The 17,720-nt window shown below is 38.0% G+C and carries 14 protein-coding genes and 1 other RNA gene; 12 read left to right on the forward strand and 3 right to left on the reverse strand.

Annotated elements, in window-relative coordinates; all coding sequences use genetic code 11:
* Positions 1-93 precede the first annotated feature (93 nt).
* From CWR48_RS16170 to eno, 4 genes are read left to right on the forward strand one after another with little or no spacing between them, the layout of a single operon-like run.
* Entirely contained in the window at positions 94-1,275 is a 1,182-nt protein-coding gene (locus tag CWR48_RS16170) for a phosphoglycerate kinase (protein ID WP_115774368.1), read from the forward strand.
* Positions 1,276-1,293: 18 nt separating this feature from the next.
* On the forward strand, positions 1,294-2,052 hold the full coding sequence (tpiA, locus tag CWR48_RS16175; protein WP_115774369.1) for a triose-phosphate isomerase: 759 nt from the start codon (positions 1,294-1,296) through the stop codon (positions 2,050-2,052).
* A complete protein-coding gene (gpmI, locus tag CWR48_RS16180) occupies positions 2,049-3,590 on the forward strand; it encodes a 2,3-bisphosphoglycerate-independent phosphoglycerate mutase (protein WP_115774370.1) in 1,542 nt (513 codons plus the stop codon). The genes tpiA and gpmI overlap by 4 nt, the downstream gene beginning before the upstream one ends.
* Positions 3,591-3,622: 32 nt before the next feature.
* Complete coding sequence (gene eno / locus CWR48_RS16185; RefSeq protein WP_115774371.1) at positions 3,623-4,909, forward strand: phosphopyruvate hydratase; 1,287 nt, start codon at positions 3,623-3,625, stop codon at positions 4,907-4,909.
* A 284-nt stretch (positions 4,910-5,193) separates the two neighbouring features.
* On the opposite strand, the gene ptsP is transcribed toward eno, so the two are convergent.
* Positions 5,194-6,909: a phosphoenolpyruvate--protein phosphotransferase gene (ptsP, locus tag CWR48_RS16190; RefSeq protein WP_115774372.1), complete on the reverse strand. Its 1,716-nt coding sequence runs from the start codon at positions 6,907-6,909 to the stop codon at positions 5,194-5,196.
* Between the two features lie 183 nt (positions 6,910-7,092).
* The gene (locus CWR48_RS16195; protein WP_115774373.1) at positions 7,093-8,019 is read right to left on the reverse strand and encodes an alpha/beta hydrolase; all 927 of its coding nucleotides are present in this window, start codon (positions 8,017-8,019) and stop codon (positions 7,093-7,095) included.
* Between the two features lie 159 nt (positions 8,020-8,178).
* Here CWR48_RS16195 and secG point away from each other — a divergent pair, with 159 nt between their 5' ends.
* The 6 genes from secG (at position 8,179) to ssrA (ending at position 13,738) form a co-directional block, all read left to right on the forward strand.
* On the forward strand, positions 8,179-8,409 hold the full coding sequence (secG, locus tag CWR48_RS16200) for a preprotein translocase subunit SecG (protein WP_115774374.1): 231 nt from the start codon (positions 8,179-8,181) through the stop codon (positions 8,407-8,409).
* A 110-nt stretch (positions 8,410-8,519) separates the two neighbouring features.
* On the forward strand, positions 8,520-9,266 hold the full coding sequence (locus tag CWR48_RS16205; RefSeq protein WP_115774375.1) for an alpha/beta hydrolase: 747 nt from the start codon (positions 8,520-8,522) through the stop codon (positions 9,264-9,266).
* 210 nt (positions 9,267-9,476) lie between these two features.
* Positions 9,477-11,705 carry a ribonuclease R gene (gene rnr, locus CWR48_RS16210; RefSeq protein WP_115774400.1) on the forward strand — a complete coding sequence of 743 codons (2,229 nt, stop codon included), beginning with the start codon at positions 9,477-9,479 and terminating at the stop codon, positions 11,703-11,705.
* Between the two features lie 196 nt (positions 11,706-11,901).
* Entirely contained in the window at positions 11,902-12,708 is an 807-nt protein-coding gene (gene zupT, locus CWR48_RS16215) for a zinc transporter ZupT (RefSeq protein ID WP_115774376.1), read from the forward strand.
* 81 nt (positions 12,709-12,789) lie between these two features.
* A complete protein-coding gene (gene smpB, locus CWR48_RS16220) occupies positions 12,790-13,257 on the forward strand; it encodes an SsrA-binding protein SmpB (RefSeq protein ID WP_115774377.1) in 468 nt (155 codons plus the stop codon).
* A gap of 142 nt (positions 13,258-13,399) precedes the next feature.
* Positions 13,400-13,738, forward strand: a transfer-messenger RNA (tmRNA) gene (gene ssrA / locus CWR48_RS16225).
* A gap of 510 nt (positions 13,739-14,248) precedes the next feature.
* Here ssrA and CWR48_RS16230 read toward each other — a convergent pair.
* The gene (locus CWR48_RS16230; RefSeq protein WP_115774378.1) at positions 14,249-14,983 is read right to left on the reverse strand and encodes a hypothetical protein; all 735 of its coding nucleotides are present in this window, start codon (positions 14,981-14,983) and stop codon (positions 14,249-14,251) included.
* A 229-nt stretch (positions 14,984-15,212) separates the two neighbouring features.
* On the opposite strand from CWR48_RS16230, the gene CWR48_RS21040 reads away from it, so the two are divergent.
* On the forward strand, positions 15,213-15,530 hold the full coding sequence (locus CWR48_RS21040) for an AAA family ATPase (RefSeq protein ID WP_281270302.1): 318 nt from the start codon (positions 15,213-15,215) through the stop codon (positions 15,528-15,530).
* Positions 15,527-17,476: an AAA family ATPase gene (locus CWR48_RS16235; RefSeq protein WP_281270303.1), complete on the forward strand. Its 1,950-nt coding sequence runs from the start codon at positions 15,527-15,529 to the stop codon at positions 17,474-17,476. The genes CWR48_RS21040 and CWR48_RS16235 overlap by 4 nt, the downstream gene beginning before the upstream one ends.
* Positions 17,477-17,720 lie beyond the last annotated feature (244 nt).

A 17,720-nucleotide genomic window follows, 5' to 3' on the forward strand; every position in this document is an offset into this window, starting at 1 on the left:
TGCTCCACTTAGTATATAATGAACGGTGAAAGCAAATGATAGAGGAGCTAGAAGCGACTCTATTACATAACTTAAGTTTGGGAGGGTGTACAAATGAACAAAAAAACACTTCAAGACCTAGATGTTAAAGGCAAAAAAGTATTTTGTCGTGTTGACTTTAACGTTCCGATGAAAGACGGAGAAGTAACTGATGATACACGAATCAGAGCGGCATTACCAACGATTAACTATTTAACAGAACATGGTGCGATCGTTATTTTGGCAAGTCATCTTGGTCGTCCAAAAGGCCAAGTAGTGGAGGATCTACGCTTAGACCCTGTTGCAAAGAATTTAAGTGAATTGCTTGGAAAAAAAGTAACGAAGACAGATGCAGTTTACGGTGAAGAAGTTGAGCAAGCGATTGCGGGGCTGAATGAAGGCGATATCGTATTACTAGAAAACGTGCGCTTCGAAGCTGGAGAAGAGAAGAATGATCCAACACTCGCAGAAGCATTCGCAGCACTTGCAGATGTATACGTAAATGACGCATTTGGTGCAGCACACCGTGCACATGCTTCAACAGTAGGAATTGCAGAAAAATTACCTTCAGCTGCAGGACTATTGATGCAAAAGGAATTGGATGTCTTAGGCAAAGCATTAGAAAATCCAGAACGTCCTTTCACTGCAATCATTGGTGGTGCCAAGGTTAAAGATAAAATAAATGTTATTGATAATTTCTTAGATAAAGTGGACAACCTAATTATTGGTGGTGGACTTGCATACACATTCATTAAAGCGCAAGGCCATGAAATTGGTAAATCTTTATTAGAAGAAGATAAAATCGATTTAGCAAATGAATTTATTAAAAAAGCAGAAGAAAAAGGAGTTAATTTCGTCCTTCCAGTCGATGTAATCGTAGCGGATGATTTCTCTGAAACTGCAAACAAACAAACCGTAGCAATTGACCAAATTCCTGCAGATTGGGAAGCATTGGATATCGGACCGAAAACACGTGAAATCTATAGCCAAATTGTTGCCGATTCTAAATTAATCATTTGGAACGGACCAATGGGAGTATTTGAATTAGATGCGTTCGCTGGTGGTACGCGAGCTGTTGCGAATGCATTAGCAGAAACTGCTGGTTATTCTGTAATTGGCGGCGGCGATTCAGCAGCAGCAGTTGAGAAATTCGGCCTAGCAGAAAAAATGGATCACGTATCAACGGGTGGCGGAGCTTCCCTTGAATTCATGGAAGGTAAAGTACTTCCAGGCGTTGCAGCACTAGACGAGAAATAAAAGGAGAGGTGAACTTAGATGCGCAAAAATGTAATTGCAGGTAACTGGAAAATGAACAAGGTTTTATCAGAGGCAAATGCATTTGTCGATGAAGTCATTGAAAAAGTACCCAACAGTGACAATGTAGAAGCAATCGTTTGTGCACCATTTGTTTATTTACCATCATTGGTAGAAAAAGCAAAAGGTACGAATTTGAAAGTTGCAGCACAAAACATGCACTTTGAAGAGAATGGTGCTTACACTGGCGAAGTTAGTCCAGTAATGTTAAAGGATCTAGGTGTAACACATGTTGTCCTTGGCCATTCAGAACGCCGTGAATATTTTGCTGAAACAGACGAAACAGTAAACCAAAAAACGGCAGCAGCTTTTGCACATGGTCTAACTCCAATTGTATGTGTTGGTGAAACATTGGAACAACGCGAAGCAAATGAAACAATGAGCCTAGTAGAAGATCAAGTGAAAAAAGCTCTGGCAGGATTATCTAATGAACAAGTAGCTGAAACGATTATTGCTTATGAACCAATTTGGGCAATCGGTACAGGTAAAACTGCTTCAAGTGAAGATGCAAACGAGGTTTGTAAACACATTCGTAATGTTGTAAAAGAAGTAACATCTGCTGAAACAGCGGACAAAGTTGTCATCCAATATGGTGGAAGTGTGAAACCAGCTAATATTGAAGAATTATTAGCACAATCCGATATTGATGGTGCATTAGTTGGTGGCGCAAGTCTAGAAGCAGAATCCTTCTTACAGCTAGTGGAGGCTGGAGCTAAATGAGTCAAAATAATTTAGCTGCAATAATCATTTTAGACGGATTTGGCATCCGTGATGAAGTGATGGGAAATGCAGTCAAGCAAGCAAAGAAACCGAACTTTGATCGTTACTGGAAACATTTTTCGCATAACCAATTAACAGCAAGTGGGGAAGCAGTTGGTTTACCAAAAGGGCAAATGGGTAACTCAGAGGTTGGGCATTTAAATATTGGTGCTGGGCGAATCGTTTACCAAAGTTTAACACGTGTGAATTTATCCATTAAAGAAGGAGACTTTTTCGAAAAGGAAGCATTCTTAAAAGTGATGAACCATGCTAAAGAAAACGGCAAGGCATTACATCTTTTCGGACTATTGTCTGATGGTGGTGTACACAGTCATATCAATCACCTATTTGCACTGTTGAAACTAGCTAAACAAACAGATGTAAAAGAAGTATATGTTCACGCATTTCTAGATGGTCGTGATGTTGGACCACAAACAGCGGAGAAATATATTCAGGCTACACAGGATAAAATGGATGAATTAGGTGTCGGTAAAATTGCGACCGTATCTGGTCGTTATTACTCAATGGACCGCGACAAGCGTTGGGATCGTGTGAAAAAAGCATACGATGCGATGGTTTACGGTGAAGGTCCAGCATATACCAATCCATTAGATGTTATTAAAGATTCTTATGTAAATGGTGTACATGACGAGTTCGTTATACCATCTGTTATTGTTGATGAAAACGGTGTTCCAGTTGGAAAAGTAGAGGATGAGGATTCCATTATTTTCTATAATTTCCGTCCTGACCGTGCGATTCAAATTTCTCGTACATTTGCGAATGAAGATTTCCGAGATTTTGATCGTGGAAGCAAGATTCCGAAAGACTTGCAATTTGTTATGCTAACAAACTTTAGTGAAACGGTTGATGGCTATGTAGCATATGAGCCAATTAACTTAGATAATACAGTTGGTGAAGTACTTTCCCAACATCATTTAAGACAATTGCGCATCGCGGAAACAGAAAAATATCCACATGTGACATTTTTCATGAGCGGTGGTCGTGAGAAAGAATTCCCTGGTGAAAAACGAATTCTAATTAATTCACCTAAGGTTGCAACCTATGATTTACAACCAGAAATGAGTGCTTATGAAGTGACGGACGCGTTGCTGAAAGAACTCGATTCTGATGAACGTCCAAATGCAATCATCTTAAACTTTGCAAATCCGGATATGGTTGGGCATTCAGGAATGCTTCAGCCAACAATTGATGCAATCGAAGCGGTAGATGAATGCTTAGGTAAAATAGTCGATAAGATCATTGAACTTGGTGGGAATGCAATTATTACTGCAGACCACGGAAATTCAGATGAAGTCTTGACATTGGAAGGCCAACCAATGACTGCACATACAACTAGCCCGGTACCGGTTATTGTAACTAAAGAAGGAATAACAGTAAGAGATGGTGGTATTCTAGCAGACCTAGCACCAACATTACTTGATTTATTAGATGTAGAAAAACCAGTTGAAATGACTGGAACTTCATTAATTGTTAAATAATAAAACTATAAAAGTTAAAAGGAGAGATTTTCATGCCATACATTACAGATGTCTATGCACGCGAAGTATTAGATTCACGCGGTAATCCTACAGTTGAGGTAGAAGTATTTACAGAATCAGGTGGATTTGGTAGAGCTTTAGTACCAAGTGGTGCATCAACAGGTGAATACGAAGCAGTTGAACTACGTGATGGTGATAAAGATCGTTATCTAGGTAAAGGTGTTCTTCAAGCAGTTAAAAACGTAAACGAAGTAATTGCTCCAGAAATCGTTGGATTAGACGTTACTCGTCAAAACATCATTGATGCAACAATGATCGAACTTGATGGTACAGAAAATAAAGGAAAATTAGGTGCAAACGCAATTCTTGGTGTTTCCATGGCAGTAGCACATGCAGCAGCAGACCTACTTGATGTTCCTTTATACAACTACTTAGGCGGATTCAATGCTAAAGTATTGCCAACACCAATGATGAACATTGTTAACGGTGGAGAGCATGCTGATAATAACGTTGATATTCAAGAATTCATGGTAATGCCAGTTGGTGCTGAATCATTCAAAGAAGCATTACGTATGGGTGCGGAAATTTTCCATTCATTGAAAAACGTATTGAAATCTAAAGGCTATAATACAGCTGTTGGTGATGAAGGTGGATTCGCTCCAAACCTTGGTTCAAACGAAGAAGCACTTCAAACAATTGTAGAAGCAATCGAAGCTGCTGGCTACAAACCAGGTGAAGAAGTTAAACTTGCAATGGACGTTGCTTCATCTGAAATTTACGAAGATGGTAAATACAACCTTAAAGGAGAAGGCGTTGTCCGTACTTCTGCTGAAATGGTTGACTGGTATGAAGAAATGGTTAATAAATACCCAATCATCTCAATTGAAGATGGTCTAGATGAGAACGACTGGGAAGGTCACAAGCTTTTAACAGATCGTCTTGGTGATCGTGTACAATTAGTTGGGGATGACCTATTCGTAACAAACACGAAGAAACTTGCACAAGGTATTGAGCAAGGCGTTGGTAACTCAATCCTAGTTAAGGTTAACCAAATCGGTACCCTTACTGAAACATTCGAAGCAATTGAAATGGCAAAACGTGCAGGTTATACTGCTATCATCTCTCACCGCTCTGGTGAAACAGAAGATGCTACAATCGCTGATATTGCAGTAGCAACAAACGCTGGTCAAATCAAAACAGGTGCACCATCACGTACAGACCGCGTTGCAAAATATAACCAATTACTTCGCATTGAAGATGAACTTTCAGGCATGGGCGAATACGCTGGTCCTACAGCATTCTACAACTTGAAAAAATAATCGATAATATTTGATTGAAAAAAGAGGCAGAGAGATCTGCCTCTTTTATTATGCATAAATGTAAGGAAGGGTAGAAACGAGCGAGAACTCAGCAAATCGAGCGAAAAATCGGAAATTCGAGCGGCAACTCAGCAAATCGAGCGGAAAATCGGAAATTCGAGCGACAACTCAGCAAATCGAGCGGAAAATCGGAAATTCGAGCGACAACTCAAGCAAATCGAGCGACAAATCCAAAACCAAAGCAAAAGTAAAAGAGACCGAACACTGTCCGGTCTCTTTTCGATTTATTTAGATGTTTTCTCATTAACAAATGCAACTACTTCTTCCGCAGTTCCCATCGATAAAATCGTATCCTTATACGACGATAAATCATGCTTCGAAAGGTCACGAATTTGTGTACGTGCTGGCAAGATTGATGTTGCACTCATGCTGAATTCGTCAAGTCCAAGTCCAAGAAGAAGTGGAATTGCGATTGGATCCCCAGCCATTTCGCCACACATACCAGCCCATTTACCTTCACTGTGTGCTGCTTCGATTACGTTGTTTACTAAGTTTAAAATTGCTGGATGGTATGGTTGGTACAAGTAAGACACTTGTTCATTCATACGGTCAGCAGCCATTGTATATTGGATTAAGTCGTTCGTTCCAATACTGAAGAAATCAACTTCTTTTGCAAATTGCTTTGCAATAACAGCTGTTGATGGGATTTCAACCATGATACCAACTTCGATATCATCAGAAACCTTCACGCCTTCAGCAGTTAAGTTTTCTTTTTCATCTAATAAAATTGCTTTTGCTTTACGGAATTCTTCCAGCGTTGCAATCATCGGGAACATGATTTTTAAATTACCGTATGCACTTGCACGTAGTAACGCACGTAGCTGTGGACGGAATACATGTTCATTTTCCAAACAGAAGCGGATTGCACGGAATCCTAAGAATGGATTCATTTCTTTTGGTAAATTTAAATAGCTTAACTCTTTATCGCCACCAACATCTAATGTACGAACAACAACAGGCTTGTCTCCCATTTGTTCAAGAACAGATTTATATGCTTCAAACTGTTCGTCTTCTGTTGGTAATTCACTTTTACCCATGTATAAAAATTCTGTACGATAAAGGCCGACACCTTCACCACCGTTATTAATAACACCAGCAACATCTTCAGGTGTACCGATGTTTGCTACTAATTCAACCTGTTCCCCGTCTTTAGAAAATGTTGGTTCATCTTTAAGTTTTGCCCATTCTGCTTGTTGTTCAGCGAATGCAGCTTGTTTCTCGCTGTAAGTTGCTAATTCATCCTCTGTAGGGTTAACGATGACAATACCTTCTAAACCGTCGATAATAACCGTATCATTTTGTTTCACAATGGATGTGATTTCTTTCGTACCTACAATTGCAGGAATTTCTAATGAACGAGCCATGATCGCTGAATGCGATGTACGTCCACCAACATCGGTTGCAAAACCTTTCACGAATTGACGATTCAACTGTGCTGTATCTGAAGGTGTTAAGTCATTTGCAATTACGATTACTTCTTCATCAATTAATGCTGGATCTGGGAATGTTACCCCTAGTAAATGTGCCATTACGCGTTTCGATACGTCTTTGATATCTGCAGCACGTTCTCGCATATATTCATTATCCATATTATTAAACATGTCGATGAACATGTTAGAAACCTGTTCTAACGCTGTCTCCGCTCTCTCATTTTCAGATGTAATTTTATCTTTCATCGGATTAATTAATTCAGGGTCACCTAAAATAAGTAAATGTGCAGAGAAAATTTCCGCATGTTCCTCACCAAGTGCTTCCATCGTATGTGCTTTAATTTTTTCTAATTCTTGTTTAGAAATCTCTAAAGCTGCATTTAAACGATTAACTTCCTCTTCAGGATTATCAATTTTAACCTTTTCGAATGATAGATCGGGTGCAACTAATTGATATGCTTTAGCTATGGCGATGCCTGATGAAGCGGCAATACCTTGAATATTCGTCATGATTATTTTGCCAACCTTTCAGTAAAAAAATATATTTTGAGCGTTTTACTCATCACACTTTATAGTAACACGTGAAATCGTTAACAATCAAGAAATAATAAGAACTATAGAGTATGAAATTCCCACTATCCATTTGTCACTGAAATTAGGAACAGTAAGGTAGTAAACCATACGAATATTAAGTTAACTTACATTTTTGAAAAGAATTGATTCAATCCAATGGTGTATTGCAAGATACGCGTCATCCTTATTTATTTCATTTAATATTTCATGGCGAGCATGGGGAAGAAGCATGGTTGTAATGTTGGTTAATCCGACTTTTTCATAGATATTCGCCGTCCGCCATACACCTTTCCCATAGTTCCCAACAGGATCTTCATCACCGCTAATAAGAAGCATTCGTAGGTCCATCCGAATAGCTTCATTCCTACTATTGTTTTGCATGTGATGTAGACCGGTCATTAAATCATAGAAAAATCTTGCAGTCGGAATATAGCCAGAAAGAGGGTCCTGAATAAATTGTCTTACAACATCATGATCCCTTGTGAGCCAGTCAAATTCTGTTTGCTGTTGTTTAATTCTTTTATTATAATTACCAAATGCAAGCTTATTCATGAATTGCGATGGTTTTCTTGGTGGAAGGATGGATGCAATGGATTTCCCCGCTGTCGTAATAAGGTTAGGAAAATAACCGGTACCAGATAAAATTACACCGTCGATTTGTTCACTATATAATTGGATATAATTTCGCACGAGGAATGACCCCATACTATGCCCAAAAAGAATGAGCGGGATACCAGGGTATTCATGCTTAATCTTCAACGAAATTGCATGCATATCGTCGACCGATTTTAAAAAACCATCCTGATCGGAAAAGTAACCGAGTAGTCCCTGCTTCTCCCCAGTTTTCCCGTGTCCACGATGATCGTTTCCATAAACGATACATTCTTTACTAACTAAATAATTGGCAAAATCATTGTAGCGATTAATATGCTCTACCATTCCGTGGGCGAGCTGTATGATTGCTTTTGGCTGTTCAATATCTGTTCCCCATTTTTTCACATATACTTTCGTATCATCTATCATTTCTATCCAAAATGAAGCTCCCATTTATATTCCCTCCCTTAATGTAATCGTTTCTATATTAACATCTTAAATTGAATTGCCGGAAACGTCCAAGATTTGATAATAAATAGCTTGCCATCCAATTGATAACTATGCTAAAGTATTTAGTAGAAAGTTGTGCGTAATAGGAGGTATTATTGTTACATGGCAAATTTAATAAATATTTTATTAATAATTGATGCAATTGTACTAATCACGTTTGTCTTACTACAATCTGGTAAGAGTGCTGGTCTTTCTGGTGCCATCTCTGGTGGTGCAGAGCAATTATTTGGGAAACAAAAAGCTCGCGGAATGGATTTAGTATTACATCGTGGGACTGTAATTACAGCTGTATTGTTTTTCTTATTAGCATTTATAAGTGGATATGTATTATAATTAAACTACCCTTGTCACCATTAAAGTGATAAGGGTTTTTACATAGTAAGGCGTGCACAGGAAGAGTGAGTCTGCCAACTAATGATCACTGTTAGAAATGGAGAATTCAGATGAAGATAAAACAACCACAACCCTTTACTTTTGAAGCGGGACCTCGTGCGGTATTATTATTGCATGGATTTACTGGACATACAGCAGATGTCCGGATGCTAGGAAGATTCTTAGAGAAGAAAGGGTATACGTCTCATGGACCAATTTACCGAGGACATGGGTTACCCCCAGAAGAATTGATAAAAACCAATCCAGATCAATATTGGGAGGATGTGCAAGCAAGCTTACAGCATCTTCGTGATTTAGGCTATGAAGAAATAGCGGTCGCAGGACTTTCGCTTGGTGGGGTGTATGCATTAAAGCTTGCATATACTACACAACTCAAAGCTGTAATTCCAATGTGTGCACCGATGTTTTATTTAGATGAAGCAAGCTTAGCGAAAGGCTTCAAGAGCTTCACAAGACAGTATAAACAAATAGCAGGCGTAAATGAAGAACAACTTGATGATCAAGTAAATGATTTGTATGAAAAGGGGAAGGGACTCTTTTCACTAATGGGACAGACGATAACAGATGTAAGAGAGAATGTAGACACCATTTATACTCCTACATTTGTTGTCCAAGCAAGAAAGGATGAAATGATTAATACGGATAGTGCCGATTACATCTATGACCATGTAGAAGCAGATAAAAAACAGATTAAATGGTATGAGGAATCTGGACACGTAATTACACTTGATAAGGAGAAAGAAAAGCTCCATGATGATATATATCAATTCCTTGAAACATTAGATTGGAAAGAATGATTATAATGTGTGTTTAAAAAGGAGGATAAAAAGGACCGAGAAGTTCGAGGCGGCGTAGCTTTGAGTAGCGGAACGTATGCTTTTAATACGTGAGCAACGGAAAAGCAAGCCAACGAAGAAATTCGATGTGTCATTTTTACCAGACTTTTTGAACAACCTCTTATAGATTCGATATAAAAGGTATATAATATGAAGAAAGAAGGTGAGCAGATGAAAGAAAGAATCTTAACATTATTTAAAGAAACAGGTACGAAACCATTAGCGGTTGATGAAATTGAACATGAATTGGAAATTACGGATTCAGAGGAGTTCAAAGAATTAGTAAAAACCTTAAATGAATTAGAAGATGCTGGAGAATTGGTGAGAACGCGTAAAAACCGCTTTGGATTACCAGAGAAAATGAATTTAGTACGTGGTAAAATTCAGATGCATGCAAAAGGATTTGCATTCTTGATTCCAGATGATGAGAATCAAAAAGATGTATACATCCATCATTCTGACTTAGGCTCAGCGATGAATAATGATAAAGTTTTAGTACGTTTAGAGAAAACGGAAGAGGATGGAAACCGTCCGGAGGGACAAGTTATCCGAATTCTAGAGCGTGCTGTGCTGCAAGTCGTTGGTACCTATGAAGACAATCGTGCATTTGGCTTTGTTATTGCCGATGATAAACGTATTCCCAATGACATTTTTATTCCAAAGGGTAGTACAAATGGCGCAGTAAGCGGGCATAAAGTAATTGCTCACATCACGAAATATCCAGAAGGTAGAATGAGCGCTGAAGGTGAGATTATCCATATTCTTGGTCATAAAAATGATCCTGGTATTGATATTCTATCGATCATCTACAAACACGGAATTACGATTGATTTTCCCGATGAAGTGTTAGAACAAGCGGCAAATACACCAGAAACGATTAGCGTGGAAGAACTTGAAGGTCGCCGTGACTTACGTGATGAAGTAATTGTCACAATCGACGGTGCGGATGCAAAGGATTTAGATGATGCCGTCACTGTGAAACGTTTGGAAAACGGAAACTATAAGCTTGGTGTTTATATTGCCGACGTTAGTTATTACATTGAGGAAGGGTCACCGATGGATATAGAGGCACTCGACCGTGGGACAAGTGTTTATTTAGTTGACCGAGTAATCCCAATGATTCCACACCGTTTATCAAATGGGATTTGTTCATTAAATCCACAGGTGGACAGATTAACCTTGGGCTGTGAGATGGAAATAACTTCTTCAGGTGAAGTGGTAAACCATGAAATTTTCCAGAGTGTAATAAAAACGACGGAAAGAATGACCTATACGGATGTAAATAAAATATTAGTCGATAAAGAAGCATCAGTCAGAGAACGATATGAATCGCTTGTCCCGATGTTTGAACAAATGGAAGAGCTTGCTGCCATTTTACGTAAGAAGCGGATGACTCGTGGAGCGATTGATTTCGATTTTAAAGAGGCACAGGTTCTTGTCGATGATAAAGGAAAAGCAGTGGATGTTGTCTTACGAGAACGCTCAGTCGCAGAGCGTCTTATCGAAGAATTCATGCTTGCAGCAAATGAAACAGTGGCAGAGCATTTTCATTGGATGGATGTGCCTTTCATTCACCGGATTCACGAAGATCCAGATGAAGGAAAGTTACAAAACTTCTTTGAATTTTTAAGTGGCTTAGGAATCAAGGTAAAAGGTAAAGCGAATGATATCCATCCGAAAGGCCTACAAAAAGTAATAGATGATATTCGTGGTGAACCAGAGGAAATGATTGTATCGAAACTAATGCTTCGCTCAATGAAACAGGCAAAGTATGATCCGCAAGGGATTGGACACTTTGGACTTGCAACGGAATTCTATACACATTTCACGTCACCAATTAGAAGGTACCCGGATTTAACGGTTCATCGCTTAATCCGTAGCTATCTGATTAATAAGAAGCTGGATAAGAAGAACCTTGCACATTGGAAGGACAGATTACCAGAGATTGCCAAGCATTCTTCGGAGATGGAGCGCCGCGCGGTTGATGCGGAGCGTGATACGGATAGCCTGAAGAAGGCAGAGTATATGAAGGATAAAATCGGTGAAGAGTATACTGGATTAATCAGCTCAATTACCAATTTCGGTATGTTCGTTGAGCTGGAAAATACGGTAGAAGGACTTATTCATGTTAGCTACTTGACGGATGATTATTACCATTATGACGAACGAAGCCATGCACTAATTGGAGAGCGAACGGCTACCGTTTATCGGATTGGTGAAGAAGTAAAGGTTAAAGTTGTCGCTGTCAACACCGATGAATATACCGTTGACTTTGAATTAGCCAACGCTACTGGTAGAAAGTCGAAAAGCCGAAAGCCCAATAATGAACGAAATGATCGAAAAACGAATGAAGTCCCATTTAAGAAAAAAACCAAGAAAAAGAAGAAACAAAGAAGGTGAGCCAGTGAAATGGCTCACCTTCTTTGGTCTTTACAAACTGTAGCACAAAATAACGTGCTGCATAATATATTTTGGAAATGTAAAGTTGGACTAGGGAAATCTTATTGTTGACAGCTAATTAATTGTCACTTACACTACTCATAAGGAGATCTGCAAAGGTAACAAAGGGAGTTAAACAGGGAGTGAAGGTATTTTTATGAGTGATATTTTACTAGCGTTTTTATTTACGCTATTTGCAGGTCTAGCAACGGGTGTCGGAAGTATGCTTGCGTTTTTTGCAAAAACAACCAATACGAAATTTTTATCCTTTGCTTTAGGATTGTCTGCCGGGGTAATGATTTATGTATCGATGGTTGAAATATTTTTCAAAGCGAAGAATTCGTTAACGGGTGCACTTGGGGAAACGGAAGGCTATTGGTTGACGGTCATTAGTTTTTTTGCTGGAATGCTCGTTATCGGTTTGATTGATAAGCTCATTCCGAAATATACAAATCCACATGAAATTAAAAAAGTGGAAGACATGGAAACAGGGACTAAACAAGTACAAAATCCAGAGTTAATGAAAATGGGTGTTTTTACTGCATTAGCGCTCGCAATTCATAATTTTCCAGAAGGCATCGCAACGTTCGTATCAACATTGCAGGATCCATCGATTGGTTTTGCGATAGCGGTTGCTGTTGCCATTCATAATATCCCAGAAGGTATTGCCGTATCAGTGCCAATTTATTATGCAACAGGAGATAAGAAAAAGGCATTTCGTTTATCCTTCTTATCTGGATTAGCTGAACCTGTTGGTGCACTTGTAGCTTTTCTTTTCCTCATGCCGTTTTTAAGCGATGTGATGTTTGGCGTCATCTTCGCAATGGTAGCAGGAATCATGGTGTTTATCTCTCTTGATGAGCTATTGCCGGCAGCAAAGAAATACGATGAAGCACATCTTTCTATCTACGGGGTAATGACGGGAATGGCGGTTATGGCCATAAGTTTATTGCTACTCGCATAAGTTTGTGAAAGAGTTGTTTCTTGGAATTCTCCTCAAACTTTGGTAAAATAATATACCATGTAAGCAGTAGGAGGAAAACTTATGCCAAAGGGCCAAGGAAAAACACTCGCACAAAATAAAAAAGCATCACATGATTATTTTATTGAAGAAACATATGAGGCAGGAATCGTACTACAAGGAACGGAAATTAAGTCACTGCGAAACGGGCGTGCCAATATTAAAGATGCCCATGCCAGAATTGATCGTCGCGGTGAGGTTCAACTGATCAACCTGCATATCGCGGAATATGAACAAGGAAATCGATTTAACCATGACCCGACTCGTACACGTAAACTGCTCTTACATCGAAAGCAAATTGATAAATTAATCGGTTTAACCCAGCAGCAAGGATATGCCCTTGTACCACTCAAAATTTACATTAAAAATGGCTATGCCAAGGTTTTGATTGGGTTAGGTAAAGGGAAGAAGAAATACGATAAGCGTGATGACTTGAAGCAGAAGCAAATGAAGCGTGACGTTGATCGGGCATTAAAGGAGTATAATCAGTAATGTAGCTGGCACTAATTGCCAACTACACTAGTAAATCCTTCCTGCCCTTGAAAAATACGTGATCTATGCTATAATAAAGATAGTCGTAAAAGACATATTATATTGCTCGTATTTACCCGAGCGTTTCTCTATATGGGGACGTTACGGATTCGACAGGGGTAGTTCGAGCTCAGGTTGCGCGTCGAGGTTACGGCTCGTAAAACGTTAAACGCCTTATAAATGGCAAAGAAAACAATTACTCTTTAGCAGCTGCGTAAGTAGCACTAAAGGATCCTTCCTGCCGTCGCCCGTGGGGCAGATTGAAGGGTCTCAACTTTAAGCGGGCTATTACGAACATCCACCGTCTGAGGATGCTCGTTGAATCTAATCAGACTAGCTTTCACAACGCCTGTTGGTAGGCAGAGTGATAAGCGAAATACGAATATACCAACTACACGTGTAGAAGCCTGAGTGGCGTTGCCTCTGGACGTGGGTTCGATTAATAAATTAGTCGCCTTTTGTGGTAACACAGAAGTGAAAATTCGGCTTTATCGGTGAAACCTAAGTTGCATCCTTGGCAATAAGGCAATACCGAGTGGTATGTGGAGCAATCCAACAGCCATCTATCGACTTATAGGCTGCCAATTTGGTAGTACTAAGATACGAAATCCTGCCAACCGTGGTAAATATACATTTCGTATAATACGCCGAGGGACCTTGAATTTCAAGGTTCAAGATATAGTCAGTGCCATGTCGAAAGCATGGAAGAGCATGTCCCACCGTCTCCACCAATACATAATGTTGGTGGTTTTTTTATTTGTGATTTGAAGTATAAACTTGCCACTCTGGCAAGTTTATACTTCAAAAAACTCTTGGCAAAGATATACTTCAATTAAGTGAAAAAAACATTACTCATCTTATGAATATAAATGTTGAACAGAGCAATTCATATAGAAATTTGTCTTGACTTTTGTACTTGATAGACGCTTATGTGATACCCAAGGGTCTCGCACTAAAAATGGTAGGTATTTGGTTCAATCTTTTCCTTGTTCCCTTTCACATGGGCCTTTACCCATGTCTTTTTTCCTGAAGGCAGGGTTCGCCAGTGTCCTCTAACCGTCCATGCTTCTTTCATTCGTTGATACGCACGTCTTTCTTCATCGGTTACAGGGGTAAGTGGAATTTTCACATTGTAAACCACCATCTTAATTGGCCGAGTGTTTCTCTTTTTTCCGTTTTTCGTCTTTTTAGTGACTTTTTTCCGAACAGTCTCAAAAGATACTCGCTCTTTCACATCCCGATACAGTTCCATGTAATTCATCAAGGCGATATGGCTTGAGGTAATAGCGTCCAGGTAATGGACAGCATGTTCTTTTTTTAGATCGATACGATTATTCGTGTTTATCGTAAGGTTACTTTTTAACTCAGCATAATTCTTGATGCCTTCTAAAATATGCTCCACCTGGTTCTCGCCAATCGACCGATAAATTTCATAATAGACCCGCACATCGTCCAATTGTTTGAAATACAGTAAATGCAATTGGGGGGTTAAGCCTTGTGCCTTCACAAATGCTTGATCGTACTTCATGTTTGGGTCAAGTTCCTGCAAAATCACGCCTTCTTCCAACACAGGGCGAAAGTCATTAAAGGCTCCTTCGTGAATATTAAGCCACCAGTCATCTAAATGTTTCGAATCCTCTGCTGACAGTAAAATCCTATCCACTTTATCTAGTCTTTCAAAATTCACAATGTCCACCTCCAGTTCTTTTTTCCATAGTACCAAACCTTCCTACTATAAATGGTAATGAAAAATTCATAATAAGAGACTTTGACTTCAGTACCTCAGGTCCAATTGTCTAGTGTAATACCTGATTATTTAGAATCATTTAGTGTTTTATTTAATCTTTTACTGTAAAATAGGAATTGACAATAGGCAAAATATACTAGGAATAAGATAAAGCGAGGAGGACAATAGCATGATAGAAAAGATTAGGATTAAGGAAGTAGCATCCTATGATCCAACGGGAATTGAAGTTAATTTGAGTAAGATCAACTACATTTACGGAAGCAATGGTACGGGAAAAACTACTTTTTCTGAATTGCTGCGAAATAGGGATAATCAAAAATTCTCTTCTTGTAATATAGAATGGAAGCAAGGCAGTCCTGACTTTGATTTGTTTGTTTATAATAGAAATTTTATTCAAGAGAATTTCAGTATTCACAACGATATTAAAGGTATTTTTACTCTCGGGAAAGAATCTACTGAAATATTAGCCTTAATTGATAAGAAATGAAGGATGCAGAAAAACATCAAGAGCGGATTGGAAATTTAGAAAATAACATAAAGGAAAAAAATGAGCAGTTAGATATCTTAAAAACAAATTTTACGAATCAATGTTGGGATTTAAAACAAAAGTATGATGAAAACTTCAAAGAGGCATTTACTGGTCTTCGAAATAATAGAGAGAAATTTATGGAAAAGTGTTTGAGTGAGGCCGAGAATAACAACAGTGAACTGTATACATATGAAGAATTAAATAGAAGAGTGGAATCCGTTTTTAAAAACTCACGAGTAAAAATCAGTCCAATTCCAGAGATTCAATTTGATAGTTCTTTAGAAGAACTATCAATATTTCAAACAAAAATAATAGGTAAAAAGGATATAGATATTGCTAGATTAATATCTGAACTAAATTTAAGCGACTGGGTACAACAAGGGCACAGACATATGGATGGTACGGATGGTATTTGTCCATTTTGCCAACAGGAGTTACCTGGGAGTTTTAAGGAAAAGTTGGATGAGTATTTTGATGAAACATTCACTGAACAAATACAAATTCTTAATTCATCCATAGAAAAATACGAAAGAGATACAATTGGCTTTTTTGAACAGTACAATTTTCTTATAACTGAGGACATACCTTTTATTAATAAAGAGAAAATCACATCCCTATTTGAAATAGTGAATTCAACATATAAGGAAAACATTCAGTTGCTCGAAAGGAAGAGAAATGAACCAAGTAGAAGTATTGAGTTAAATTCAATTACAAGCTACCTTGAGCAGATAAAATCAGAGGTTGAACAGGCAAATGTACAAATTTCAGAGTTAAATAGGGTAATTGACAATATCAAAGAAGAAAAGGAAAGGTTAATAAAAGATATATGGAGATTTATCGTTGAAGTGAATATGAGTAATTATGACAATTACATGAGTAATTTTGGAAGAGAGAATAGAGCTTTAGTTGGAATGAAGCAGGACAAGGCCAAACAAGTAGGATTCAAAAGGAAACTGGAAGAAGAGGCGATTGAGCTTCAAAATCAGTTAACAAGTGTTTTACCTTCTATTAACGAAATTAATACGCTTCTTAAATCATTTGGGTTCACAAATTTCCAGTTAGCAGAATCTGATGAACAGGGTAATTACAAGATTGTAAGAGAAAATGGTGAAGATGCAAACGAAACGTTAAGTGAAGGAGAGAAAACCTTTATTATCTTCCTGTATTTCTATCAGCTTATTAATGGAAGTAATGATCAGGATAAAGTTAATACAGCAAGGGTAGTTGCGATTGATGACCCGATTTCTAGCCTAGACAGTAATATACTATTTATGGTAAGTAATCTGATAAATAATTTGAAGAAAAAGGTAAGAAGTAATGACACGAACTTTAAACAATTGATTATTTTGACTCATATTGTATATTTTCATAAGGAAATTTCATTTAATAAAGATTATGGTAGTAAAAAACTAAATGATGAAACCTTTTGGATTTTAAGAAAGACAGACAATACATCTCAAATAACTAAGTATGAAGAAAATCCTATTAAAAATTCATATGAGCTTCTTTGGAAAGAATTAAAGGAAAACCCAAATTCAATAACAACGCCAAACATTATGAGAAGAATCTTGGAGAATTACTTTAAATTCTTCGGTAATATTGATGTTAATAAAATTATTGAAGAATTTCCTGATGAAGATAAGGTTGTTTGCAATTCTTTACTGTCCTGGGCCAACGATGGCTCACATCATGTGAACGATGATTTATATATCGACAGCAATCAAGAACAGAATATAATCTATTTTGAAGTATTTAGAAAGATCTTTATTAATTCTAATCATGAGTCTCATTTCAACATGATGATGGGGAACATTGATAGTGAAGCGGAGAATAACGAAGCAAACGATGAGGCTAAAAAGGAAATACAAGAGGCATTGGCCCAAGCAGCGGTTGGTAAAGAATAATTTACAAGGAGGGTACCATAGTGTTAAAAACGATCCATTACGACCTTACAACCTTTGAAGGTACAATACATTCACTCGGAAGATACTTAATTTAGCTGAAAGAGAAATTAGTAAATATATCGCTAATAATAAGGATAATTATGACAGCGATGAGTTCATTGAATCGTTTCAAATAACAGATGAACAAATGCTGTCAAGTGAGCTTATAATGTCCTCCCTCCATGTTACTACTAATAATGATGAA

The sequence above is a fragment of the Oceanobacillus arenosus genome (genome assembly GCF_003369575.1).
Classification (GTDB): domain Bacteria; phylum Bacillota; class Bacilli; order Bacillales; family Amphibacillaceae; genus Oceanobacillus; species Oceanobacillus arenosus.

Coding starts and splice junctions, on each gene's coding strand:
- CWR48_RS16170 (WP_115774368.1), top strand. CDS start 94: ATGAACAAAAAAACACTTCAAGACCTAGATGTTAAAGGCAAAAAAGTA.
- tpiA (WP_115774369.1), top strand. CDS start 1,294: ATGCGCAAAAATGTAATTGCAGGTAACTGGAAAATGAACAAGGTTTTA.
- gpmI (WP_115774370.1), top strand. CDS start 2,049: ATGAGTCAAAATAATTTAGCTGCAATAATCATTTTAGACGGATTTGGC.
- eno (WP_115774371.1), top strand. CDS start 3,623: ATGCCATACATTACAGATGTCTATGCACGCGAAGTATTAGATTCACGC.
- ptsP (WP_115774372.1), bottom strand. CDS start 6,909: ATGACGAATATTCAAGGTATTGCCGCTTCATCAGGCATCGCCATAGCT.
- CWR48_RS16195 (WP_115774373.1), bottom strand. CDS start 8,019: ATGGGAGCTTCATTTTGGATAGAAATGATAGATGATACGAAAGTATAT.
- secG (WP_115774374.1), top strand. CDS start 8,179: ATGGCAAATTTAATAAATATTTTATTAATAATTGATGCAATTGTACTA.
- CWR48_RS16205 (WP_115774375.1), top strand. CDS start 8,520: ATGAAGATAAAACAACCACAACCCTTTACTTTTGAAGCGGGACCTCGT.
- rnr (WP_115774400.1), top strand. CDS start 9,477: ATGAAAGAAAGAATCTTAACATTATTTAAAGAAACAGGTACGAAACCA.
- zupT (WP_115774376.1), top strand. CDS start 11,902: ATGAGTGATATTTTACTAGCGTTTTTATTTACGCTATTTGCAGGTCTA.
- smpB (WP_115774377.1), top strand. CDS start 12,790: ATGCCAAAGGGCCAAGGAAAAACACTCGCACAAAATAAAAAAGCATCA.
- CWR48_RS21040 (WP_281270302.1), top strand. CDS start 15,213: ATGATAGAAAAGATTAGGATTAAGGAAGTAGCATCCTATGATCCAACG.
- CWR48_RS16235 (WP_281270303.1), top strand. CDS start 15,527: ATGAAGGATGCAGAAAAACATCAAGAGCGGATTGGAAATTTAGAAAAT.